The sequence below is a fragment of the Streptomyces sp. NBC_00461 genome (genome assembly GCF_036013935.1).
GTDB lineage: Bacteria > Actinomycetota > Actinomycetes > Streptomycetales > Streptomycetaceae > Streptomyces.
This window is the reverse complement of the sequence record NZ_CP107902.1, coordinates 5,294,962-5,317,436: the sequence shown is the minus strand read 5'-3', so window position 1 is coordinate 5,317,436 and position 22,475 is coordinate 5,294,962. Positions and strand designations below refer to the sequence as shown.

General features: G+C 68.1%; 22 protein-coding genes. 8 read left to right on the top strand and 14 right to left on the bottom strand.

Annotated features, from left to right (window positions below; translation table 11 throughout):
* Positions 1-33: 33 nt before the first annotated feature.
* Together OG870_RS24885 and OG870_RS24880 are read left to right on the top strand one after the other, a co-directional pair.
* The gene (locus OG870_RS24885; protein WP_327691452.1) at positions 34-1,878 is read left to right on the top strand and encodes an RICIN domain-containing protein; all 1,845 of its coding nucleotides are present in this window, start codon (positions 34-36) and stop codon (positions 1,876-1,878) included.
* A gap of 331 nt (positions 1,879-2,209) precedes the next feature.
* A complete protein-coding gene (locus OG870_RS24880) occupies positions 2,210-5,401 on the top strand; it encodes an RICIN domain-containing protein (protein WP_266839170.1) in 3,192 nt (1,063 codons plus the stop codon).
* 787 nt (positions 5,402-6,188) lie between these two features.
* Here the strand turns inward: OG870_RS24880 and OG870_RS24875 are convergent.
* The 8 genes from OG870_RS24875 to OG870_RS24840 all read right to left on the bottom strand — a co-directional run bounded on the left by OG870_RS24875 (position 6,189) and on the right by OG870_RS24840 (position 12,719).
* Complete coding sequence (locus OG870_RS24875) at positions 6,189-7,409, bottom strand: RNA-guided endonuclease InsQ/TnpB family protein (protein ID WP_266582813.1); 1,221 nt, start codon at positions 7,407-7,409, stop codon at positions 6,189-6,191.
* Positions 7,410-8,306: 897 nt separating this feature from the next.
* The gene (locus OG870_RS24870) at positions 8,307-8,564 is read right to left on the bottom strand and encodes a hypothetical protein (protein WP_266839173.1); all 258 of its coding nucleotides are present in this window, start codon (positions 8,562-8,564) and stop codon (positions 8,307-8,309) included.
* An 80-nt stretch (positions 8,565-8,644) separates the two neighbouring features.
* Complete coding sequence (locus OG870_RS24865) at positions 8,645-9,217, bottom strand: TetR/AcrR family transcriptional regulator (protein ID WP_266518452.1); 573 nt, start codon at positions 9,215-9,217, stop codon at positions 8,645-8,647.
* Positions 9,218-9,579: 362 nt separating this feature from the next.
* On the bottom strand, positions 9,580-9,750 hold the full coding sequence (locus tag OG870_RS24860; protein ID WP_266518450.1) for a hypothetical protein: 171 nt from the start codon (positions 9,748-9,750) through the stop codon (positions 9,580-9,582).
* Positions 9,723-10,640, bottom strand: coding sequence for an alpha/beta hydrolase (locus OG870_RS24855; protein ID WP_266518448.1), 918 nt, complete (start codon positions 10,638-10,640; stop codon positions 9,723-9,725). The genes OG870_RS24860 and OG870_RS24855 overlap by 28 nt, the downstream gene beginning before the upstream one ends.
* A gap of 63 nt (positions 10,641-10,703) precedes the next feature.
* Positions 10,704-11,153 carry a hypothetical protein gene (locus OG870_RS24850; RefSeq protein ID WP_266839176.1) on the bottom strand — a complete coding sequence of 150 codons (450 nt, stop codon included), beginning with the start codon at positions 11,151-11,153 and terminating at the stop codon, positions 10,704-10,706.
* Positions 11,134-11,721 carry a TetR/AcrR family transcriptional regulator gene (locus tag OG870_RS24845; RefSeq protein ID WP_266518444.1) on the bottom strand — a complete coding sequence of 196 codons (588 nt, stop codon included), beginning with the start codon at positions 11,719-11,721 and terminating at the stop codon, positions 11,134-11,136. The genes OG870_RS24850 and OG870_RS24845 overlap by 20 nt, the downstream gene beginning before the upstream one ends.
* Before the next feature lie 182 nt (positions 11,722-11,903).
* On the bottom strand, positions 11,904-12,719 hold the full coding sequence (locus tag OG870_RS24840; RefSeq protein ID WP_266518442.1) for an oxidoreductase: 816 nt from the start codon (positions 12,717-12,719) through the stop codon (positions 11,904-11,906).
* Between the two features lie 71 nt (positions 12,720-12,790).
* Here OG870_RS24840 and OG870_RS24835 point away from each other — a divergent pair, with 71 nt between their 5' ends.
* Complete coding sequence (locus tag OG870_RS24835) at positions 12,791-12,994, top strand: hypothetical protein (RefSeq protein WP_266839178.1); 204 nt, start codon at positions 12,791-12,793, stop codon at positions 12,992-12,994.
* An 8-nt stretch (positions 12,995-13,002) separates the two neighbouring features.
* On the opposite strand, the gene OG870_RS24830 is transcribed toward OG870_RS24835, so the two are convergent.
* The 5 genes from OG870_RS24830 to OG870_RS24810 form a co-directional block, all read right to left on the bottom strand.
* Positions 13,003-13,434: an NAD(P)H-dependent oxidoreductase gene (locus OG870_RS24830; RefSeq protein WP_266842105.1), complete on the bottom strand. Its 432-nt coding sequence runs from the start codon at positions 13,432-13,434 to the stop codon at positions 13,003-13,005.
* Between the two features lie 163 nt (positions 13,435-13,597).
* Positions 13,598-14,578, bottom strand: coding sequence for an aldo/keto reductase (locus OG870_RS24825; protein WP_266839180.1), 981 nt, complete (start codon positions 14,576-14,578; stop codon positions 13,598-13,600).
* A 498-nt stretch (positions 14,579-15,076) separates the two neighbouring features.
* On the bottom strand, positions 15,077-15,496 hold the full coding sequence (locus tag OG870_RS24820; protein ID WP_266839182.1) for an SHOCT domain-containing protein: 420 nt from the start codon (positions 15,494-15,496) through the stop codon (positions 15,077-15,079).
* 174 nt (positions 15,497-15,670) lie between these two features.
* Positions 15,671-17,089, bottom strand: a complete 1,419-nt coding sequence (locus tag OG870_RS24815; RefSeq protein WP_266839184.1) for a DUF2252 domain-containing protein — start codon at positions 17,087-17,089, stop codon at positions 15,671-15,673.
* A 313-nt stretch (positions 17,090-17,402) separates the two neighbouring features.
* Positions 17,403-18,743: a hypothetical protein gene (locus OG870_RS24810; RefSeq protein ID WP_266582829.1), complete on the bottom strand. Its 1,341-nt coding sequence runs from the start codon at positions 18,741-18,743 to the stop codon at positions 17,403-17,405.
* 110 nt (positions 18,744-18,853) lie between these two features.
* Here OG870_RS24810 and OG870_RS24805 point away from each other — a divergent pair, with 110 nt between their 5' ends.
* The 4 genes from OG870_RS24805 to OG870_RS24790 all read left to right on the top strand — a co-directional run bounded on the left by OG870_RS24805 (position 18,854) and on the right by OG870_RS24790 (position 20,449).
* Complete coding sequence (locus OG870_RS24805; protein WP_266582831.1) at positions 18,854-19,030, top strand: hypothetical protein; 177 nt, start codon at positions 18,854-18,856, stop codon at positions 19,028-19,030.
* 103 nt (positions 19,031-19,133) lie between these two features.
* A complete protein-coding gene (locus OG870_RS24800; protein WP_266839187.1) occupies positions 19,134-19,607 on the top strand; it encodes a DUF6325 family protein in 474 nt (157 codons plus the stop codon).
* Between the two features lie 100 nt (positions 19,608-19,707).
* Complete coding sequence (locus OG870_RS24795; protein ID WP_266582832.1) at positions 19,708-19,986, top strand: SHOCT domain-containing protein; 279 nt, start codon at positions 19,708-19,710, stop codon at positions 19,984-19,986.
* 181 nt (positions 19,987-20,167) lie between these two features.
* Positions 20,168-20,449, top strand: coding sequence for a hypothetical protein (locus tag OG870_RS24790; protein WP_266839189.1), 282 nt, complete (start codon positions 20,168-20,170; stop codon positions 20,447-20,449).
* A 472-nt stretch (positions 20,450-20,921) separates the two neighbouring features.
* Here OG870_RS24790 and OG870_RS24785 read toward each other — a convergent pair whose 3' ends face one another.
* A complete protein-coding gene (locus tag OG870_RS24785) occupies positions 20,922-21,830 on the bottom strand; it encodes a serine/threonine-protein kinase (RefSeq protein ID WP_266518428.1) in 909 nt (302 codons plus the stop codon).
* Positions 21,831-21,929: 99 nt separating this feature from the next.
* Between OG870_RS24785 and OG870_RS24780 the strand changes: the two genes are divergently transcribed.
* On the top strand, positions 21,930-22,475 hold the full coding sequence (locus OG870_RS24780; protein ID WP_266518426.1) for an RNA polymerase sigma factor: 546 nt from the start codon (positions 21,930-21,932) through the stop codon (positions 22,473-22,475).

The following is a 22,475-nucleotide window of genomic DNA, read 5'->3' as shown; positions in this document are numbered from 1 at the left end:
GGAACCCCTCCCCGCTCACACAGGAGCCGCACCATGAAATCGCCCTGGACACTTCCCAGACCCACAACCCGCACCCGGCGCCGAGCGGCCTCGTCCGCAGTCGTCCTCCTGGCCGCGCTGGCCACGACCCTGGTGCCCGCCGGTCCGTCGCAGGCCGCGGACACCAGCGTCACCGTCGACTTCGCCACCGCCGGAGGCGCGCCCACCTACCGCGCCTCGGGAACCCTGTACGGGATGAGCCCCGACGGCTCGCTGCCGCAGGACCACTTCTACAAGGACATCAAGTGGCACTTCGAGCGGGCCGGCGGCGCCCAGCTCAACAACGGCGGCTACGCCACCAGCCGCGCGGCCTACCAGACCCGCTGGAACGCCACCCTCGCCCAGTACAAGCGCACCGCCGCCCTCGGCGGCACCTTCATCCTCCTCCCGCACGACCTGTGGGGCGCCGACAGCACCACCACCCAGCCCTTCCCCGGCGACAACGGCGACTGGACCCAGTTCGACAACTTCGTCAACCAGCTCTTCTCCGACGTCAAGGCCAACCACATGACGGTCCAGTGGGACCTCTGGAACGAGCCCAACGGCCGGGGATTCTGGCCCGGGCCGGAGAGCCAGTACCTCCAGATGTGGTCGCGCTTCTACGCCGCCGTCCGCGCCAACTTCCCCGGCCAGCTCATCGTCGGCCCCAGCTACTCCCAGCACCCCGAAAACAACACCTGGTGGTCGGCGTACCTGAGCCACGTCAAGGCCGACAACACCGTCCCCGACATCTGGAGCTGGCATGCCGAGGCCGGTGACCCCGTCGCCGACGCCGGCGTCATGGACGGCCTGCTCTCCTCCTACGGCCTCACCAACACCCGCCCCTACCAGATCAACGAATACGCCACGCTCGCCCAGCAGAACTCCGGCGGCGGCGGCTGGTACATCAGCCGCCTGGAACGGGCCGGCGCCGACGGCCTGCGCGGCAACTGGGCCTCAGGCACCAACCTGCACGACGACGAGGCCAACCTGCTCACCAAGAACAGCGCCGGCCAGTACCTGCCGCGCGGCGAGTGGTTCATGTACCGCTACTACGGCTCCCAGACGGGCAACATCGTCAACCTCGTCCCGGGCACCAACACCGACGGCTTCGCCACCAAGGACAACACCGCCAGGAACGCCAAGATCCTCATCGGCAGCAACGGCAACACCGGCAACGTCACCGTCAACCTCAACCGGCTCGACACCACCTCGGTCGTGGAGAACGGCAAGGTCCGCGCCGTCGTCCAGCGCGTCTCCAACGGCAACGGCGTCGCCGGACCCACCACCGTCTCCGACACCAACCTGACCGTCAGCAGCAACGCCGCCTCGTTGACCGTCCCCTACACCAACGCCGCGGACGGCTACACCGTCACCCTCCTCCCGCCGTCCAACACCACCGTCTCCACGGTCGCGGTCAGCGAGAACAGCGGCCAGTGCCTGGACGACACCAACCTCAGCACCGCCAACGGCACCCAGTACCAGCAGTACTACTGCGAGGGCGGCTACCAGCAGATGCTCGACCTCAAGCCGGTCAGCGGCAAGACCAACACCTACACGGTGGTCAACGAACTCAGCGGCAAGTGCCTCGACGTCTCCGGCGCCTCCACCGCCGACGACGCCGCCGTCATCCAGTACACCTGCAACGGCGCCACCAACCAGCAGTTCACCCTCAACCCCGTCACCGCACTCGGCAACAGCCAGGACTACCAGCTCGTCGCCGTCCACAGCGGCAAGTGCGTCGACGTCAGCAATGTCTCGAAAACAGCCGGAGCCGTGATCCATCAGTGGACCTGCGACCCCGCGAGCGCACTGAGCACCAAGAAGAACCAGATCTGGCGCCTGCAGGGCAAGAGCTGACCTGTCCTTGAGCACGGGTGCTCCCAACATGGCTGGGAGCACCCACCTGGGCCGCCTGGCTGACGCGCCCGGACGGACTTCATGAACGACAGCTCCGGCCTCGCCGAGAACTTCTACGCGCCGACCGGTCAGGGACTCCGCGACCGGGCCACACCAGGACCGCCGACGGCTACCTGCTGCTCGCCCGCAGCCACCACCGCCGCGCGGACGGCGGGAGCGAGGCCACCGTCACCTGAAACGTCAGCGACGACCCACCCACACGTCCGGCACGGGGGCCGGCACGGGGGCCGGCACAGCAACAACAGCCCCATCCCAGAAGGGACGTAAGCACATGTCAGGAATCGGGCAAAGACGCTCGACCGCGAGACGCCTCCTGCGCGGCGTCGCCACGACGCTGCTCCCGCTGACCCTTGTCGCCGGTGTCAGCACCCTGGCAGCAACGTCGGCCTCCGCCGCCACCTCCACCCTCACCGTCGACCTCGGCACCACCACTGGAGCCTTCCACGGCGGCGCCTCCGGGGCGCTGTACGGCCTGTACGGCCAGGACGTGCCGACGAACAACCTCATCGAGGGGATGGGGCTGACGACCACCAACACCAAGTACCAGGACGGACAGCAGCACCCCGGCTCGGACGCCTTGGAGATCGCCAAGCCCTTCGTGGACAGCGGTGGCGGGGACGTCTTCATCTACATGACGGACGTGTACCGCGCCGGCTACGAACGCACGAGCTACTCGGCCTACCAGGCGACCATGAAGACGCAGGTCGAGCAAGCGATGGCCAGCCCCTACAAGGACCACATCGTCTTCATCCCCTACAACGAGCCCGACCTGAACTGGTTCAGCGGCATGCGCAGCAACTCGGGAACGCTGGCCAACTTCAACTCCGAGTGGCGCCAGACCTACAACTTCATCAAGGGCATCTGGCCCGCGGCACGGCTGGCAGGGCCGAACCTCTCCGGCTACAACTCGTTCGCCTTCAACGGCTTCCTCAGCTACTGCAAGGCCAACAACTGCCTGCCCGACGTCGCGACCTGGCACACCCTGGGCAGCCCGGCGGACGTCCGCAGCACCGTCGACACCTACCGCGCGGCGGAGACCGCCGCGGGGATCACCTCCCCGATCCCCGTCAACCTCAACGAGTACGCCCACCGCTACCACCTGACCGACCCCGGCCAGATGGTCCAGTGGATCGCGGCCATCGAGGACGAGAAGGTCGACGGCAACCTGCCGTACTGGAACATCAACGGCAACCTCGGCGACTCCGCCGCCGCCCAGAACACGCCCAACGCCCAGTGGTGGCTCTACAACTGGTACAGCTCCATGAGCGGCAACACCGTCAAGGTCACCGGCGCCGCCAACAACGCCGCGTACACCCTCCAGGGCGTCGCAAGTCTGGACACGGCCAAGAAGCAGGCCCGCGTCATCCTCGCCGGGGGCGGCACCAGCGGTGACTCGAACACGGTCATCAAGAACATCGACCCCGCGGTCTTCGGCAGCACCGTGCACGTCAGCGTGTTCCAGGACCGCTACAGCGGCTACATCGGCGCGGCGGCCACCCCGACCCGGCTCTCCGACGCCGACGTCGCCGTGGGCTCCGACAGCTCGATCACCGTCCCCATCACCCTCGACGCGATGTCCGCGTACCAGGTGATCGTCTCCCCTGGCGGCACCGGCAGCGCCACCGCCTCCGACAGCACCTGGACGGGCACGTACGAGGCCGAGAACGCCACGCTCAGCGGCAGCGGCTACAACATCAACACCGAGGGCACCACCGGACATGTCGACAAGTTCGCCACCTCCGGCACCAGGGACGTCGGTGGCCTGCGCACCGGCTCGACCACGGTGATCTCCTTCCCCGTCTCCGTCCCCACCACCGGCGACTACGACCTGTCGGTGTTCGGCAACAGCTACGCCAAGGACGCCGACGTCAAGGGCCCGACGAACGTGTACGGGCGGGTCGACGGCGGCGCCTCGACCAGAGTCGACATACCGGTGGGCTTCCAGTGGGTGGTGTGGGGGCACGGCGACACGACCGTGCACCTGACCGCGGGCAGCCACACCATCTCCCTGGCCACCACCGGTGACAACGGCGCGAAGACCGTCGGCGACGCCCTCGTCGACAAGATCGACCTCCGGTACAAGGACGCCGCCGTCCAGGGCACCACGCTGTACGAGGCCGAGCAGGCCAACCTCTCCGACAGCGGCACCGCCACCTACACCGCCCAGGGCCAGTCCGGCGCCGGCGCGGTGAACCTCACCTCCGGCAAGTCCGCCACGTTCTGGGTCTACTCCGCGCGGGACGGCTACGCCGACCTGACGGCCCGCTACCGCAACACCGGCCAGGCCGACCTCACCGTCAACGGCAAGGCCACCGACGACCAGACGCTCTCCGGCGCGACGACCGGCGCCTGGTCCACCTCCACCAACCGGGTGTACCTCAACGGCGGCATCAACAAGGTCAAGGTGACCGGCACCGGCGGCACCCTCGCCCTGGACAACCTGGCCGTCACCCCGTTCAGCGCCACCGACGCGGTCACCACCGGCAACGTCGTCACCTACCAGGCCGAGGACGGCACCCTCGCTGGCACCGCGGCCGCCGACACCAGCTACAGCCAGGCCCACGGCGGTGTCGTCACCGGCATCGGCAACGGAACCGCCAACTCCCTCACCCTCAACGTCAACGCGCCCACGGCCGGCACCTACGCCATGACCATGCGCTACGCCAACGCCGAGGAACTGCCCTCCAACCACTACAACCCCGACCTGTACGCCGAGCACGCCGACGTCAGCATCAACGGCGGTACCGCCACCCGCGTCAACTTCGCCAGCACCCTGCACTGGAACCAGTTCCAGGACTACACGGTCCCCGTGACGCTCACCAAGGGCGCCAACACCGTCAAGTTCACGGCCTCTCAGCTCTACAACTGGGACGGCACCACGATCGGCGTGGTCTACTCCGGCGGCGGCAGCGACATCGGACAGCCGATGCGCTCCAGCTCCGCCCCCCACCTCGACCAGGTCTCCTTCGCCCCCGCGAGCCTGCACATCGGCTCCTCGTCCGGCTTCTCCTCCACGGCCGTCGCCCAGCACAGCGGGCTCTGCCTGGAAGACCCCGGCCAGTCCACTGCCAACGGCACCCAGTACCAGCAGAACACCTGCGGCACCGGCCAGGAACAGCGCTTCGACTTCCACCCCGTCACCGGCACGACCGACACCTACACCCTCGTCAACCACTCCAGCGGCAAGTGCCTGGACGTCTCCGCCCTCTCCACGGCCGACGGGGCCGCCGTCCAGCAGTGGACCTGCACCGGCGGCACCAACCAGCAGTACAAGCTGCGGGCGGTGACCGCACTCGGCAACAGCCACGACTACCAGCTCGTCGCCGTACACAGCGGCAAGTGCGTCGACGTCAGCACCATCTCCACCGCACCCGGCGCACTCGTCCACCAGTGGACATGCGACGCCGTCGGCGCCCTGACCACCAAGAAGAACCAGATCTGGCGCCTCTCCGGCAAGGACTGACCTGACCCACCACCACAACATCACATGACGGGGCATCGGCCCGCCGGCACAGTCCGGCGGGCCGACGCCGTTCACGTCGGTGCCGCGGTCGGTGGGCATCGTGCCGGTAAGGCGAATCCGCCGCCGCACCCCACCGGCCGCGCGGTTTTGCCACGCGAGGTCTGTACGGTCTTCAGGTCTGCCAAGATTTTTCGTTTCTTCGACCTGCCGCCAGGGCGATGGCTTCAAGCGGGTAGTGACCACACTCGCCGGCGCCGTGATCGCGCGAGCCCGCAGAGTAGAGGAACACGAAGATGCAGAATCCGTTCAGGGATGGCGGTCCGCTCGACATCGCAATGGGACTGCTCGGTCTGCTGTTCTCGATCGCTCTCTTGTGGAAGGGCATACAGATGGCCCAGAACGGGAGCTCGTGGTGGTGGCTGCTGGCGGCAGGCGGCAGGCGTGATGGTCGTCCTCAGCCTGCATGGCCTGTACCGGCGCCGCCCGTCGAAACGCCAGAGCAGTCCGTAGGCACGGCGCGCAAACTGGGTCTGTTGTGTCGCCGAAGCAGGCCCGGATTGCGCAAGTCCGTCCAACCCCGCCTCCGCCCCGAATACTTCGGCCGCCGCTCAACCGCTTTCCATGCGCTCCTGCAATCGCGCCCTTCCGGCCAGCTCTCGCTTCCAGAAGTCGCCTGCTCTTCAACCGCCCAGAGGACCTCCCAGCGCCTCCGAGCCGACGGCGTGCCCATAGCGTGCCCATAAGACCGTTGAATCCTCCCCTGCCTGAAGGGAAGGGGATTCCTGGCTCAGGCTGCCTCCTGGAGCAGCGCTCCAGGAGGTCTTCCGCCATCAGCGCCAGCCGGGTTGAGACCAGCCCGGACGAGCATGACGTGTGCGGAGTTCTTGTCCCGTGGGGACACGTTTCCGCATACGGTGCAGGTGTAGGTGCGCTCACCCAGCGGCAGGCGATGCTTGGCTCTCGCATCGCAGTGCGCGCAGTCCATCGTGGTGTGCGCGGGGTGGACGAGGCGGATGTCCCGCCCGTGCTTGCGGCCCATCTCGATCAGCGCGGCCTTGGTGGCGCCGATGGCGGCGTCAGCGGCCTTGCGGGCCATCGTGGTCTTGGCGAGGAACTTCGGACGGAAGTCCTCGACAGCGATGGCATCGTGGTCGCGGACAGCCTTTTTGGCCCACTTGCGGCCGGTGTCCTGACGCTGTCTCGCAACCTTCTTGTGCGCCTTCGCCCGCAGTTTCTTCGCCTCGCGGTAGCCCTTCGACCCGGGCCGGCCCTTCTTCGGCCTGCGGCGGGCCATCATCCGGTCATACCGGGTCAGCTTCGTCCTGGCCTTCTTGCCGTGCCCGGCGTGCGGCAGGTCGTGCGCGTCGGATGTGGTGGTCGCGGTCTCCTTCACGCCCCAGTCGACGCCGAGTACACGGCCGGTCCGAGGCAGGGGCTGGACCTGGGCGGGGACGACGAACGAGCCATGCCAGTGTCCGAGACTGTCCTGGTAGACGCGTACCGAGGACGGTTCGGCCGGCAGTTCCCGCGACCACACCACCGTCACGACGATGCCACCCGCCAGGTGCAGCCGGCCGTCCTTCAACCGGAACCCGCGCCGGGTGTAGTTGAGGGACGGCAGCGCCTCGCGTTTCGTCTTCCACTTCGGCATCCCGGCCTGACGCGCCATGGGCAGGCGCGCCTTGATGTCCTTCTGTGCCTTGGTGCGGGAGCGGCCGAAGTCGCGGATGACCTGCTGCTGGACAACCGACGAGCCCTCCCGCAGCCATGGCGTACGGGCGCGGGCTTCGGTCAGCATCCTGTCGAGCTGAGCCGGACCGCACGTGGCCTTCTGCCCGGTGGCCTTGTTGTGCAGGTGTATGGCCCTGGACTTGGCGGCGCATTCGTTCCACACCCAACGGCATCGGTCCCACTCCGCCGCCAGGGCGGTACGGGCGGCGGACGACAGGCGCAGCCGAAAGGTGTACCGGGCATGCCCGGCCTCCGCAGTCGCCTCCACCTGCGCCATCTCGCCCCCTCATGGCCCTGGGCCGGGACATCGCGCCGTCCCGAACCCTCCGAAGGACCATACGTACGACAGCCGCACACACGGACCATGATTCCCCGGCCATCACCCCGACCAGCGATCACGGGTACACGCGTTCGCATCACCTCGGCGGTGCCGACAGCGGCGGGCGCTCCGCGCCCCTAACCGGATGCGGCGACGCTCTGCGTCGCGACACCCGGATGCGATTCCTCCCCGGCGTGAACGCCGGGGCCTCCTCGCAAGAAACAGGTGAAGGGTCGAGCACCCTGGGTGACGATCACGCATGGGGCGCGCCGGGCATGGCGCCCGACGTTTGCCTCCGTCGACAGAACCTTCCGGGCCGCCCCGCCAATTAAATTACGATCGTAATCGTAAGTGGTCGACCGGTGGGCCGCAAGTGGACCCGCCCCCACAAGGGCGCCGCACTCGCGGCGGACGCGGGACCTATCGGCGAGGCCCGACCGCCGCCGAGCCATTGCCTTCGAAGCCTCGCGGAGGCACTCGTCGTGCGGCGAGGAGCTGACGCAGCACGGGGCCGACTGGTGCGCCGCCCGGGCGCGAGCGGGCGCCCCGCGATGCCGGCCGGTGCGTTCTACGGGCACGCCGGTTCGAGGTCCCGGCGTGCACGCGCCAGGCAGCCAGCGGCGCGAGGGCGTTGCCGATGCCCTGCGCGAGGAGGCCACCGGGAGTTCGTGGAGACGGCTCTCGCGTTCCTCGAACGGCAGTAGGCGCGAAGCATCGTCGTCCGTTGAGCCGAGGACGCCGCCTCAGAGCCGTGACGCACTTTGGGCGAGCGGCTCGAACCACCTCATCGGAGTTGCTGACCTGAGTCCTTCCCGGTCGCCCGGCGAAGGCATGCTTGGCGTGATGGACGCCCCATCATTGAGGTAGGCGGCAGTCTCGGCTGATCTTCCAGACGTCCAGCCAGGCGAAGGCGTGCTTGGCGCGAGAACGGGCTTTGCGGCGTGAGCGGCGGTCGTCACTCCGAGCCGACCGTTCGGCCTGGCCGCGCTCGCGACGGTGCGCGATGACCAGGCCGGTGTCCAGGTAGCCGCCACCCGTGTTGATCGTGGTTCTGCTGACGGCGTCCTTCGCATCGGACGACTCCCACGCCCTGGAGTCGCTGCCGTCGGCCATGCCTGCCTCCCCGCTGGTCGGCGCGAGGCAAGCTGGGAGAAGACTTCCGGCGACTCTTGGGCGGCCGTGGGCCGTCCCCCTCAGCGCATGAAGGCGAGGGCGTTCTCGATTCCCTGCTCAAGGACCTCATCGGCGAACTTGCGGTCGGAGAGGGCGCGGGACAGTTGCAACGCCCCCACCAACATGGCGAAGAGCCCGATGGCCTTGCCGCGGGCGGACTGCGGGTCCTCAGGTGCCAGGCGGGCGGCGACCTCTTCCAGGATGTCCCGCGCGCCGTCGGTGTAGACCTGCTTGGTCCCGTCTCCGCAGCGGCCGATCTCGTCGAGCAGGGCGGCGGAGGGGCATCCGGCGCCGGGGTGGTCCCGGTGCTCAGCCGACAGATATTCGCGAACGAGGTCCTCAAGTCCCGGTCGGCCGGGCCGCAGAGTGCCGTACCTCGCGATCTGCGTGCGCAGCTCGTCGGCCACGACATGGGCGACGAGGTCGTCCTTGGACGCGAAGTGAGCGTAGAAGGCCCCGTTGGTGAGCCCGGCGTCCGACATGAGAGTGGAGATGCCCGAGCCGTCGATGCCGTCCTGCTTGAACCGATGGCCGGCCGTCTCGATGATCCGTTGCCGCGTCACCTGCTTGTGCTCCTTGGCGTAGCGCGCCACAGGGTTCCTCCATTCGCTCCGCGGGGCCATTGCGACGCACTCCATCTTAATCTATGGCCTGACGAACATAATATTACGGTCGGCAGATCATTAGCGGCTGCCCTGCCACCGAGGCGCGAAGCTCCGGACCGCCGAGAGGGCGCCGAAGCAGTGGGGTTCATCTCCAGGCGGACGTCGTCCAGTTCGGCTGCGAACTGGTCGGCCATGGGGCGACCCCGCGTTGTTGATCAGGAAGGTGAAGGCCGCGGTAGCCCCGGTGCGTTCCCCACTGACACATGCCGCGCACCGGTCGTGCCGCAAGCGACACGCGAGGGGCCTGCCGTGCGTACGGCAGGCCCCTCGCGCGGTCAGCCGAGGCGGACTCAGAGGTTGACGATCACCTTTCCGACGTATCCGACGTTCTCGCCCCGCATCAACGCGAGGAAGGCGTCCAGGGTGTCGTCGAGGCCGTCCCTCACGGTTTCGACGTAGCGGAGCTTGCGCCGGCCCAGCCTGTACCGCTCGGTCAGATCTTCGTCTTCTCCCGGACCCACGCGCCGATCCGTGCGATGGCGGCGTCGGTCTCCGGAATCCGGCCGGCACCGTAGACGTAGGAGTGCTGGCCTCCGGGGACCACCACGGTCGCCGTGTCGATTCCGGCGTCCTTGACGCGGGCGGCGAACTCCTCGTCCTCGCCGGCCAGGACTTCGTACGTTCCCCAGGAGACGAGGGTCGGGGGCAGACCGCTCAGGTCCGCCCGGTTCAGATTGATCCGGGTGTCCGTGAACTCGATGCCCGTGCCGCCGATCCAGGCGTCACGGAAGAACTCCAGCAGATCCTTGCTGAGGATCTTGTCCGTCCCGGCGTTGGCCGTGATGGTCTCGTTGGCGATCTCGAGGTCGCACCAGGGGGAGATCGACACGATGGCACCGGGCAGCGGCAGCTTCTTGTCGCGGAGGCGAAGTGCCAGGGCGACAGCGATGAACCCGCCGATCGAGTGGCCGATGGTGATGATGTTTCCCGGCTCGTACCCTTCGGAGAGCAGCCAGTTGAAGGCCGCCTCCGCGTCGTCCACCTGAGCCGGGTACTTGTGTTCCGGCGCTCGCCGGAAGTCCAGGACCAGTACGGGGGCCCCGGCAGCCTTGGCGATATGGCCGGCGAGCTTTCGGTCGACGTGTGCTGACGCCAGCACGGAGCCCCCGGCGTGAGTGTGCAGGAGGACGTAGTCGGTGTTGGCGTCGACGGGTTCGCACCAGATTCCCAGCACGCCACCCGCGTCCACCTCCCGATAGGTGACCCCTTCCGGCTCCCGGGCCGCGAGATGGACCTGCTCCGCCTGGATGCGCGCCGCGTCCAGCTCGGACGGGGGATTCGCCCCTGTGGCCAACCATTCCGCGAACTGGATTGCTTCCGGGCTCAGTTCAACCGCAGCGTGCTCAGACATGTGGTACCTCCATGGGGTCATGTGGGCATACCGGCCCGCAAGGACCGGTATGGCCGGGGTTTGTCAGGCGGTGTAGGTGGGGTGGTCGGGGTTGGCGAGGGCCATCACGCCGACGTTGACGATGTCGGCCAGGGCGTCTTCGATGCCCTTCGCGCGGGTGGCGATGTCGGTGCCGGCCCGGTTGAGAACCAAGGTGTTCGGCCACAACTTGCTGCGGGCGTGCAGGAGTTCGTCGCCGCCGTGGCCGATGTGCAGGTAGGCGAGGTCGAGCGGGGTGGGGGCTCGCGCGAGTGCCGGATGCGGCTCGTGGCTGTCGTTCTCCGCGATGTCGTTGAACGGGTTTCCGGGAGGGACCCGGAAGCCGGCGCGGTCGGCGCCGATCTCGTCTGCCGGAGCGGTGGCGATCTCGACGGCGAAGCGGATGCGGTTGTCGAGGGACCCGCCGAACCCTGTTCGACCAGGCCGGCCCCGTGACCGATACGCGGATGGCGTCTCAGTCGTGCTGCTCCGCATCCAGTAGTGCGAGGGCGTTGTGGATGCCCTGTTCGAGGAGTTGGTCGGCGAGTTGCCGGTCGGTCAGGGCACGGGAGAGCTGGAGCGTCCCGGCCATCATGCCGAGGAGGCTGAGTGACTTCAGACGTGCCGACGGCGGATCGTGAGGTGCCAGGCGGGCGGCGAAGCCGTCGATGAGGACCAGCGCGCCATCGGTGTACGCCTGCCTGGTGGAATCCGTGGAGCGTCCGATCTCGTCGAGCAGGGCGGCGTTGGGACAGCCGTCCTCGACGTTGTCGCGCTGCTCGGTGGAGAAGTACCAGCGAATCAACTGTTCGAGTCCGGCACGGCCGGGCGCCGCCTGCGCGACGATGCTCTCGTGCTGTGCGCGCATCTGGTCGGCGACCGCGGTGGCGACGAGTTCGTCCTTGGACGCGAAGTAGGCGTAGAAGGTGCCGTTGGTCAGCCCCGCGTCCTTCATGAGCGTGGCGACTCCGGAGCCGTCGATGCCGTCCCGCTTGAGCCGACGACCGGCCGCCTCGACGATCCGCCGCCTTGTCTCCTGCTTGTGTTCTTTCGTGTACCGCACGAGGCGTTCCTCCGTCGCAGCCGGGGCTTGCGCTCCGGATACCGCCCTGGTCGAGTCAGTGTGCCGCGTGGACAAGGAGAGCAAACGAGTGACTGATCAATGGACTTTCGGAGACACCGGTGATGTCGGGTACACCGGAGACATCCAGGCGGAATCGGCGCCCCTGAAGCCGGACCGGGATGTCAGGCGGGCATCCGGTTGAATTTGCGGATGCCTTTGTCGAAGGTGGCGGTGGGGGCGAAGCGGCGCAGTGTCCTCATGCGCGCGGCGAGGGGGCCCGCGGTGTAGCGCAGCTTCGGCTTCTTCTCGGTGGCCGCGGTGACGATCACTTTGGCGACGACGGCGGGGTCGTCACCGGCCTTCATCGCATCCGCGATCACCTCGTCGAAGATGCGCCGTCGCTCCGCGTACAGAGGCAGCGGGGTGTCGGGCTGTGCGGCGTTGGTGTCGAAGCTGGTCTTGGTGAAGGCGGGCTCGACGAGGAGGACGCGGATGCCGTGTTCGCGGACTTCGTGGTCCAGGGACTCGGAGTAGCCCTCGACGGCGTGTTTCGCGGCGACGTAGAGAGCCATGTAGGGCTGGGGGATCAGGCCCAGGACGGACGAGATGTTGATGACGCGTCCGCCACCCTGGGCGCGCATGTGCGGTAGGACGGCCTTCGTCATACGGATGACACCGAGGACGTTGGTGTTCAGGACGTTCTGGGCCTGGGCGACGGAGTTCTCCTCGACCGCGCCCGCCGAGCCGATGCCCGCGTTGTTGACCAGGACGTCGATGCGTCCGAACCGGTCGATCACCTTTCCGACCGCGGCGGTGGCCGAGTCGTCGCCGGCCACGTCGAGATCGAGGTATGTCACCCCGGCGGGCGGGGTGAGTCCGGAGGTCTTGCGGCCGGTTCCGATCACCTCGAAACCCGCCGCGACGAAGGCGCGGGCCGTCTCCTTGCCGATCCCCGATGAGGCACCTGTCACGAGCGCCACCGGCCGAGTTGTCGCCATCACGGACTCCTTTGAATTGACTTACGTTCGTATGCCTTACGCTCGTACGACAATACGGGAGTCGTGGGTCGATGGCAATAGTCACGTCCGGTGCTCCAGCCAGATCCACCGAGCCGACAGCGCTCGGCGACGAGCGGTCGCTGTTTCACGACACGGTCGCCGCCGAAACAGATCTCCGGTCGCTTGGCGGCGATACGGCGAAGAGCGACCGAAGACCGGTGGGGCACGGCACCGCTGCGTCGCGATCGGCGAGGGGGGCTGTCGTCGCGTCGTGAGGGTGCGATCAGGCCGCGAAGGAGGCGAGCAGCTCGTTGTACTGCTTGGCGGCGGTGGCCAGGTCTTCGTCGGAGAGGCCGAATGCCGTGCCGTAGAGCTTGACCATCGGCTGGATGTCGAACTGGCAGAGCCGCAGGGTGGCGTGCCCGTTGCTGAGGAGCGTCTCGATGGTGGCCTCGTTGGCGCCTTCAGGGGTGTAGTGGTCGGCGGGGACGCCGGTGGTGACGGCGACAACGGCCTTCTTGCCGGCCAGCCGCGAGGCGGAGCCGTCCATGGTGAAGGCCCAGCCAAGGGTGAAGACCTTGTCCTGCCACTGCTTGAAGAGCGGGGTGGTGTTGTACCAGAACACCGGGTGCTGGAAGACGATCACGTCGTGTTCAGCGAGCCGTGCCTGCTCGGCGGCGACGTCTGTCCGGAAGTCGGGGTCGGTGCCAGTGATCAGTGAAACGGGTGAGTGTGAGTGGATGCAGGTTGGTCGGGTGTGACGGGCCAGGAACTTCGCCGGGGCGTCAGTCCCCCCGCGAAGTCCAGGCGCGTGGGCTGATCCGGGCGCAGGGGCGCCGGCGGTCAGCGGTCAGCGGTCAGCGGTCAGCGGTCAGCGGTCAGCGGTCGATGCTGGCCATGTTGACCTCGTCATGGCGTTCGCCCGCGGCCGGTGTGAGGTTGTTGAGGCGGTCGAGCTGTACGGCGCTGAGTTCGACGGCGTCGGCGGCGGTGTTCTCTTCGACGCGCGTAACCCGCCGGGTGCCGGGGATGGGGCCGATGTCGTCGCCGCGGGTCAGCAGCCATGCCAGCGCGGTCTGGGCCGGGGTGGCGCCGATCTCGGCGCCGATGGCCTGCACTTCGTCGACGATGCGCAGGTTGCGCTGGAAGTTCTCGCCGGTGAAACGCGGGTTGGTCTTGCGCCAGTCGTCATCGGTGAAGTCGTCGACGGTGCGGATCTGCCCGGTCAGCAGGCCATGACCGAGCGGGGAGTAGGGCACGAACCCGATGCCCAACTCGCGCAGCAGCGGGAGGATTTCGGCCTCGACGTCGCGGGTCCACAACGAGTATTCGGTCTGCAGCGCGGCCACCGGATGCACGGCGTGTGCCCGGCGGATCGTCTCGGGACCGGCCTCGGAGAGTCCGATGTGGCGCACCTTGCCCTCGGCGACCAGCTCGGCCGGCGCGTCGATGGTCTCCTCAATGGGGGTGTTCGGGTCGACGCGGTGCTGGTAGTAGAGGTCGATGTGGTCGGTGCCGAGCCGCAGGAGCGAGCCTTCGACCGCGGTCTTCACGTTGCCGGGGCTGCTGTCGATGACGCGGGGGCCGCCACCGGCGTGGGAGACGAGGCCGAACTTCGTCGCCACGACTACGTCGTCGCGCCGGCCTTTGATGGCCTTGCCGACGATTTCCTCGCTGTGGAAGGGGCCGTAGATCTCGGCGGTGTCGATGTGGGTGACCCCGAGGTCCAGCGCCCGGTGAATGGTGCGGATCGACTCGGCGTCGTCGAGTGCCCCGCCCGTGGTGTAGGTGCCGGCCATGGTCATGGCTCCCAGGCCGATGCGGGAGACATCGAGCCCGCCCAGTGATAGGCGCGCCACGTGTCGGCTGACCGCAGAGCGCCCTGCGCAGCGAACTACGGATCGGACAGAGCCGCGCCCGCGCCCCGCGCGACCAGCTGCAGACCGAACGCACCGACCGCCCCTCCCTTCCGGCTCACCCCGTGCCCCGGGCAGACAAGCCCGGGGCACGGGATTGCGCACAGCGAAGCACCCGGCAACAGCACCCCACAAAGAACCGACCCATGCACGACCCGAACCACGAACTCCCCACCCCCCAACAGGAGATGACCACCCGCCTGGACAGCACAGCAAGTTGTACCGGGAGCGATGCTCCCGGAGTTCCCGCCCCGGGGGTGGCGGGAGCAGCCCAGCGCCAGGGGGCACCGGACCGTCAGGTAGCCCAACCAGGCCACGGTCAACAGACGGGCTTGGGAGCAGCTCGCAACTGAACAGCTCGCGCCGGTGTACGTCGACGTCGTGAACCCCGCTCTGCACCGGCCCGTGCCGCTGCTGGGCTCCACTCGTACCCACACGGTTTCAGTGGTGGAGGACCTTCTCCTTGGCCTGGCGGAACTCCTCGTCGGAGATGTCGCCGCGGGCCCGGATCTCCGAGAGCTTGGCGAGTTGGTCCGCCTCGCTGGCCGGGCCGGTGGTGCCGGCCGTCTCGCGGATGTACCGGTCCGTCTCCTCCATCTTGGCCTGGGCGTGCTTCTGTTCACGCCTGCCCATGTCCTTGCCCCGGGCGATGAGGTAGACGAAGACGCCCAGGAAGGGGAGGACGATCGTGAAGACCAGCCATCCCGTCTTGCCCCAGCCACTCATGGAGTCGTCGCGGAAGATGTCGACGATGACGCGGAAGAGCAGGAAGATCCATATGACCCACAGGAAGATCCACATGATCGTCCAGAAGGCCCCCAGGACCGGATAGTCGTAGGCCAGGTTCACATAGCTGCTCATTGCTCCTCCTGTTTGGCGTCGTCGGTGCTGAGGTCGCGGTGCGTGTGAGGGCGGGGGTCGCGGGTCCTCTTGCGGAAGCGCGGCGGGCGGCCCCGGCCGGGCCGTTCGCAACCGGTCCTCTCGACAGGAAGCTCAAGCCCGAAAGCATCGCCGATGCTGCCGGCGGCCGGCTTCTCAGGCTGCTTCGGCCGGGACCCGTCCGGCCCGGATGGCGTCGACCAGGGCCTGGTGGTCCTTCTCGTTCTGGTCGGCATACAGCTCGGCGAACGTCGCCAGCGCGCGGTCGAAGACGTCGCCGCCGCCCAGGTAGGCGGCGATCGCGATACGGTCCCCGGACCTGGCGTGGGCGCGGGCCAACGTGGCACCGCACAGCCGGCCGAACAGGGCCATCCTCTTCGGCGACATGTTCTCGGCCACCGCGATTCCCTTCCAGTCCCGCAACTGGCGTATGTAGAAGTCCCGTTGTCTGCCGTCCATGCCCGTGAGGCGTTCCCAGCCCAGGAAGATGTCACTGGTGGCCTGCATGAGCCGCTGGCCGGCGACGACGCGCTCGCCCTGGGTGGCGAACGCACTGCCGCCGACGTAAGGCGCCAGAACCGACTCGTCGGCCTCCTTGGCCTGGAGGAACAAGGGATCCTCGTCGTCCTTGCCGAGCAGCAGGATGATCCAGCAGCGGGTTCCCACACTGCCCACACCGACCACCTTGCGGGCCACGTCGGCGAAGCGATAGCCGTCCAGCAGGAACCGGCGGTCCGTCTGCAGGGTCTGGCCATAGCGCTCGATCAGCCGGCTGAGCTCCTTCTCCAACTCGCCGCGTGCGGCGTCCGGCAGCAGATCCTGCAGCCGCATCAGCAGCGGCGGATCGGGAGCGATCAGACGCCTTCCGTCAACGACGTGCGTGAGCTTGTCGAAGACCTGCAGCGTGTCATGAGCACGAGCCCGCTCCCGGGTCTTCTCCCAGCGATCGCGCACCCCCGCACTCAGCAACGGGGCGAACTGCTCCTGCAACTCGTCCGCGTCGAAGCGGGTGTACCAGACCTCGAGATTGCCCAGCCCGGCGAAGCTCCGCATGCGCTCGCGATAGGACTGCACCGCCGCCCGCACCACCGACGCCCGCTCCTTGGCGCTGAAGCCGTTCGCCCGGCCCGCGATGACGAAGCTGGCCGACAACCGTTTGACGTCCCATTCCCACGGTCCGGCCAGCGTCTCGTCGAAGTCGTTGATGTCGAACATCAGACGGCGTTCCGGCGAGGCCAGCAACCGGAAGTTCAACATGTGCGCGTCACCGCAGCACTGCACCCTGAACCCGCTGCGCGGCGTCTCCGCAAGGTCCGCGGCCATGATGGAGGCGGCCCCTCGATAGAAGCGGAACGGCGCCTCACTCATCCTGCCGTAGCGGATCGGCACGAGTTCCGGCACCCGCGTCGCGGACTGCCTCTCGATGATCTCCACCGGGTCCGTTCGCTTCGGCAGAGCCGTGAACTCGGCGTGACTCGACCGGGGTACGTCGGCTCGCGCGGCCTTGCCCCGAGCCACCCGCTCCTGGAGAGTGAGGTGCCGCGTCTCGTCGCCGGAGAGATGGTTCTGGGTCATTGCAGACGCTCCACGATCTGGTCGTCGGCGCACAGCGCGTTGGTGCTTCGGCAGCCGCCGAGGTCGTGGGTCGTCCGGCATGACGTCGAGCGGAATGACGTCGAGTTCGGTGGCCGACCGGGTCGCCGCCGTAGCAGTTAGCGGATCGTGCCCCGTCCCCTGCCGCGCTGGGTGAAATAGGCATATTTACCTATTCACTTCAGTGTATCTTCGGGCGACGCTCCCAGCCATTTGGGCCAACGGGCTGCCAGGGTCTACCCGGCCGTATCCCGTACCCGCCGAGGCCGGGGCGGGGAGGCCATGAGCCGGCCGTTCACTTGCCGCCGTCCGATCGCGGCGGTGCCGTTCCCTCGGCGTCGACGGTGGCGCGGCCGGAGGCGGCGAGGAGTGCGAGCAGCGCGAGTGCAGCCAGCAGGATGACGACCAGCAGCAGGATGGTCAGAGCCGTGGGGTGGTTCCAGAGCGCGAAGACCAGGGCCACGATCAGCAGGACGGCTAGGGCAACCCACCGGCGGTGGGCCTGGACCCAGGTCCCCACCCGGCCCGTGCGGACCTGGTGGGCGTATGCCCACACTGCCGTGGAGTCCGCGGCGCGCTCGGATGTGCCCCGGATGGCGCGCGGGAGTCTGCCGGGGCCGATCAGGTAGGCGCCCAGCGCGATCACCACGCCGAGCACGATGGCCGTGCGCAGGCTGACGCGCAGGAAGTGCAGCAGGGTGTCGAACACGGCTGCCGCGGCGGCCTCCGACTGGACCTGGGACGGGAGGTGGTCCAGGTAGTAGCGGCGGGCGATGACCAGGACGATGGCCACGACCAGGCAGGCGAAGGCCGCGCCGAGAGCCGTACGGGCCAGGGCCCGGCGGCGCCGGTGGGCCAACAGCACGCCGGCGGCGCCGATCACCACGACGATCACGGGAAACCAGTTCCCGATCACGTCCAGCAGATGGGCGCCCTTGCGGATCTTCTCCAGTTGGTCGGACTGGAAGAGCACCATCTGCTTGTCGACCGCGGGGATCTTGGCGGCGGGGGATACGCCGGCGTCCACGAGCGCCTGTTTGACCTGGTCGACGGCTTCACCGACGTCGAGAGTGACCGTCCCGCCGTTCACGCCCACGGCGCCACTGCCTTCCCCGGTGAGCGCATGAACGACCGCTGTGTGGGCCCTCCGATTGGCGTTCGTCCAGATCTTCTCGAATCGGTCGCTCTGCACGAAGCGGGTGGCCACCTTCTCGACCGTGTCGTTGACCGCGGAGTCGAACTGCGGGCCCAGCCCCTTCAGTGCCTGCGCGGCCTTCGGCGGCAGCCCCTGCGACTGCAGCCAGGCCGCGATGTCCGCGGTGACCTGGTTGCCATTCACTCGTACGTCGGCGGCATGGGTGATGCGCTTGACCGCCGCGTCCTCGATCGCCGGATCCGAGGCCAGCGGTGAGACCGTTGCCACGTACCGGTCGGTGTCCAGCACGATGTCGCTCACCCAGACCGTGAGCAGGGCGACCGGCACGAGGATGCAGGTGAGCACGATGAGCACCGCAGAGACGGTTTTCCGTGCGATGCGTCCACCCGCGGAGCCACCCTGGTGTCCACCACCCGCCGCGTCACTCGCCTCTCCCTTCGGGCCGTCGTCGGGCTCGGACGGCTCGTGCGGACCGGTCATGGGCGCTCCAGGGCTCCGGGGTGGTTCTTGTCTCCATTCCCACCGCCTGGCACCGCGTCAGCACGCCCGGATGGACCGTATGGACGAGAGCGCTCACCTCCCGGGGGGCCGTGGCGCCAGGGCCTGGGAGCCGAGGGCTGCCCCGCTCAGCCGGTGAACGCGTCGCGCTTGACTACGGGACACCCTTCCGGTTCACCGGCACGCTCCACAGCGTGACCGTCGACCTGGCGGGCGAGCTCATCGTCGACGCGGACAGCGAGATGCGTATGCACATGGCCCGGCAGTGAACAGGGATCTCGGGCCGCGTACGAACTCCCCATCGGCGAAAGCCGGGCTGCTGTGGTCGCCCCGTCGGCCGAGCAACTCCGTGGACCAGACAGTGAGTGAGGGATGACCGTGGCCATCAATGTGGACGAGATGGGGCCGATCGACTACCTGGTGGTCGAATTTCCGGGCAGTCACATGACGGGGGAAGGGCTTCCCCTGCTGGTCGATCTGGCCGACCGAGGCACGATCCGGATCATGGATCTGGTGTTCGTCAAGAAGGAGCCCGACAACTCCGTCGTTGCCATGGAGCTCGCCGACCTGACCGGGGACGGGAAAGCCGACTTGGCCGTCTTCGAAGGGGCTTCCTCCGGCCTGCTCGGCCAGGACGACTTGGAGGAGGCGGCCGCCATTCTCGAGCCCGGCGACTCCGCAGGCATTCTGGTCTACGAAAACCTGTGGGCAGCGCCGCTCGCCAAGGCTCTCCGGCGCGGTGGCGCGCAACTGGTGGCCGACGGGCGAGTCCCGGTCCAAGCCGTCCTGGCGTCGCTCGACGCGGCCGAACCGGGCTCTTCTTCCGTAGCCGGGCCCGAGTCCTGAGCTGATCGGTCCACCACCGGAGCGCGACCATCTGGCCTTCGGAGCCGGGGTCGTCTCAAGAACCAGCACCCAGAACCAGAGACACCGGGGAGAAGAAACAATGCCAGGTCTGATCCGAGGGGTCGCGCGCACAGCCGCCGTCGCCGGAACCGCAACCGCCGTCTCCAATCGAGTGTCACGGCGCCAGCAGGGCCGCTGGGCCCAGCAGCAGGCCGCAGAGCAGCCCGACGCAGCCCCAGCGCCTCCTCCGCCCACCCAGTCGGCCGACGACCCGAACAGCACGATTGCCCAGCTGAAGGAGCTCGGTGAGCTCAAAGCCCAAGGGGTGCTCACCGATGCGGAGTTCGAGGAGCAGAAGAGCCGGATTCTCGGCTCCTGACGGTACCCTCCGCCGCGGTGCTGCCGTTGGGTAGCGGCTCCGGACCTCAGTCGCTGCCCGCACTCATCGCGCGGGCGGCGCCCGGGTTCGCACTCAATAGGACGGCGACGGACGGTCCGCCGAGCTCCGACGGGTAGCCCGCGAGGATGCGATCTGGTTCCCCCCATTGGATGGTGGAGTCATGAACCATCACCACCAGTCCCAGCGGACGATAGAGATCGACACTCGGCTCGTCACGACCGGTGCGGTGCTCACCGCGGCCGGTGCCGTGGTGGCCTGCGCAGGCATGGCCATCGCGGCCTCCGCCGTGTTCGCGGCAGGCCGGCGCATGATCCGCGACATGGACGTGCCCCCGACCCAGCAGGCAGCCATGAAGTGGCGGCAGGCCAAGGAGGCGTCCCGAGCGGGCATGCAGGCGTGGCAGTCCACGTCCGACGCCCAAAACGGATCTCCCGCCCGCTAGGCCCGCCGAAGCCACTCCGCCCACCGGGTCCCCCGGCCCGGTGGGCGGAGAAGTGACGCCTCTGCAGGTGACCGCGGGGTTCCCAGGGTGGAGCAGGACCAGGGTTTGTCCGACCGGCGACAACGTGATCACCGGTGCCTTGGCCCGTCGGCGGAGAGTGTCGGTGCCCGCGCATCGCCGGTGCGCTCCGCACCACTCGGAAGACAGCGGTGACACCCGTCGACGCCCGTCCCTCGCCGCTGCGAAGCCTCACCCATACGGGTTGCACGACAGCCGCCGGAGAGCCCACAGAACGTTCCCGTTCCTTCCGTCATGCCTTTGGTGTCTGGACGCTCGGGGCGCTGGTCAGGTGTGTTCAGGGCGTTCGATGGACACCTTGGGCAGTTGTCGGGTCAGTGGCGCAGGGAGCCACCAGGCCCATTCGCCGAGCATCTGCATGAACTCTTGGGAGGGCCCAGGTCACCGTCCAGGTTCAGCGGAACGACCAGGTCAGCACCATTGTCATCAGGAACACGACGACCGCCGCGAGCCAGACCGCAAGCCGCGTCGGCCCCGAAGGCCTGGCCGGCGTCCACTCCTCTTCCCCTCGTGACAGCAGCGCGTCCGCGAACGCCTGCGCGGTTTGCGGTCGTTCCTCGGGTTCTACGGACAGCGCAGCGCGAAGAAGTGTTTCGATGCCGGCCGCGACGCCCAGCTCTCTGGGCATTGTCGGCAACGTTGACGTCGATGCCTGCTGCGGGGCAAGGACTGTGCGGCCGCGCGAACCGAACGGCTTGCACCCGGTCAACAGCTCGAACGCGACGACACCGAGGGCGTACACGTCGGCTCGGCCGTCGAACCCGCTGGTCTGGAAGGCCTGTTCGGGTGCCATGTACGCGGGAGTGCCGGTGGTCACGGTCAGCCCCGACGCGTCAGCCAGTTGCTTCGCGCTCCCGAGGTCCGCGACAAGTACGGCAGTGGGCGTACGGTCGGCGTCCAGGAGGAGGTTCGACGGCTTGATGTCGCGGTGGATGACGCCCGAGTCGTGGAGCACCTGAACGGCGTACCCGGCCTCGGCCGCCAGCTGGAGCGCCTCCGCGGGCCGGCAGTGCCCTATCTTCTCGGCCAGCGTGCCACCTCGGACATAGTCCATGACGAAATACGGTCGGTCGTCCTGGACGCCGACGTCGTGGACACGCACGACGCGTGGGCTGGAGATCCTGCGGAGCAGCCTCGCCTCCGCCAGAAAGCGTTGTCGCACATCGGCGTTCGAGGCCCAGTTGTCGGCCAGCACCTTGACCGCGACATCGGTGTCGAGTTCGGGGTCGTATGCCTTCCAGACAGTGGCGAACGAACCGGCTCCCAGCCTGTCCTCAAGGAGATAACGACCTAGCTTCTGCATGCGGCAACATTGTCCCTGAGGAGATGTGGCGGATGTGGCTGGGAACTACTGTGCGACCCTGTGGGATCCAGGTCGGACGATAGCGGGGGGACAAGCAGGGTGCTCGAAGAGGATGAGCTGACACACCTCGTGGCGTCCGCCCAGGCAGGTGACCGGGCGTCCCTGGACCGGCTCCTCGTCAGGCTTCGGCCCACGGTCATGCGCCGCTGCTCCAGGTTCCTTCCGCACCACGCCGACGCCGAAGAGGCCGCACAGGATGCCCTGTTGTCCATCAGCACACATCTGCACGAATACAGCGGGCGAGGATCGTTCCTCGGGTGGGTGACCGTGATCGCCTCGAACGCCGCCAGGTCCACGTATCGCTCGATGCGCCGACGCGCGGAGGACAGTCATGCGGTCGTTCCCGACGGGGTCGACCCTCGGACGACGAGCGTCATCGCGGGCACCCGCCTGGACCTGATGGAATCGCTGGCCGCGCTGGAGGCGCGGCACCCGGCCCTGGTGGAGTCCTTCGTACTCCGCGATCTCGGAGACCTGACCTATCTTCAGGTCGCCGAGATCACCAATGCTCCCTTGGGCACGGTCAAGGACCGCATCCATCAGGCTCGTCGCTTCATGCGGGACCGTCTCGGCGGTGGCCTCTGA

Excerpts from the sequence above, each read along its gene's own strand:
- OG870_RS24885 (WP_327691452.1), top strand. The coding sequence starts at position 34 with ATGAAATCGCCCTGGACACTTCCCAGACCCACAACCCGCACCCGGCGC.
- OG870_RS24880 (WP_266839170.1), top strand. The coding sequence starts at position 2,210 with ATGTCAGGAATCGGGCAAAGACGCTCGACCGCGAGACGCCTCCTGCGC.
- OG870_RS24875 (WP_266582813.1), bottom strand. The coding sequence starts at position 7,409 with ATGGCGCAGGTGGAGGCGACTGCGGAGGCCGGGCATGCCCGGTACACC.
- OG870_RS24870 (WP_266839173.1), bottom strand. The coding sequence starts at position 8,564 with ATGGCCGACGGCAGCGACTCCAGGGCGTGGGAGTCGTCCGATGCGAAG.
- OG870_RS24855 (WP_266518448.1), bottom strand. The coding sequence starts at position 10,640 with ATGTCTGAGCACGCTGCGGTTGAACTGAGCCCGGAAGCAATCCAGTTC.
- OG870_RS24850 (WP_266839176.1), bottom strand. The coding sequence starts at position 11,153 with ATGCGGAGCAGCACGACTGAGACGCCATCCGCGTATCGGTCACGGGGC.
- OG870_RS24840 (WP_266518442.1), bottom strand. The coding sequence starts at position 12,719 with ATGGCGACAACTCGGCCGGTGGCGCTCGTGACAGGTGCCTCATCGGGG.
- OG870_RS24835 (WP_266839178.1), top strand. The coding sequence starts at position 12,791 with ATGGCAATAGTCACGTCCGGTGCTCCAGCCAGATCCACCGAGCCGACA.
- OG870_RS24820 (WP_266839182.1), bottom strand. The coding sequence starts at position 15,496 with ATGAGCAGCTATGTGAACCTGGCCTACGACTATCCGGTCCTGGGGGCC.
- OG870_RS24815 (WP_266839184.1), bottom strand. The coding sequence starts at position 17,089 with ATGACCCAGAACCATCTCTCCGGCGACGAGACGCGGCACCTCACTCTC.
- OG870_RS24810 (WP_266582829.1), bottom strand. The coding sequence starts at position 18,743 with ATGACCGGTCCGCACGAGCCGTCCGAGCCCGACGACGGCCCGAAGGGA.
- OG870_RS24800 (WP_266839187.1), top strand. The coding sequence starts at position 19,134 with ATGACCGTGGCCATCAATGTGGACGAGATGGGGCCGATCGACTACCTG.
- OG870_RS24795 (WP_266582832.1), top strand. The coding sequence starts at position 19,708 with ATGCCAGGTCTGATCCGAGGGGTCGCGCGCACAGCCGCCGTCGCCGGA.
- OG870_RS24790 (WP_266839189.1), top strand. The coding sequence starts at position 20,168 with ATGAACCATCACCACCAGTCCCAGCGGACGATAGAGATCGACACTCGG.
- OG870_RS24785 (WP_266518428.1), bottom strand. The coding sequence starts at position 21,830 with ATGCAGAAGCTAGGTCGTTATCTCCTTGAGGACAGGCTGGGAGCCGGT.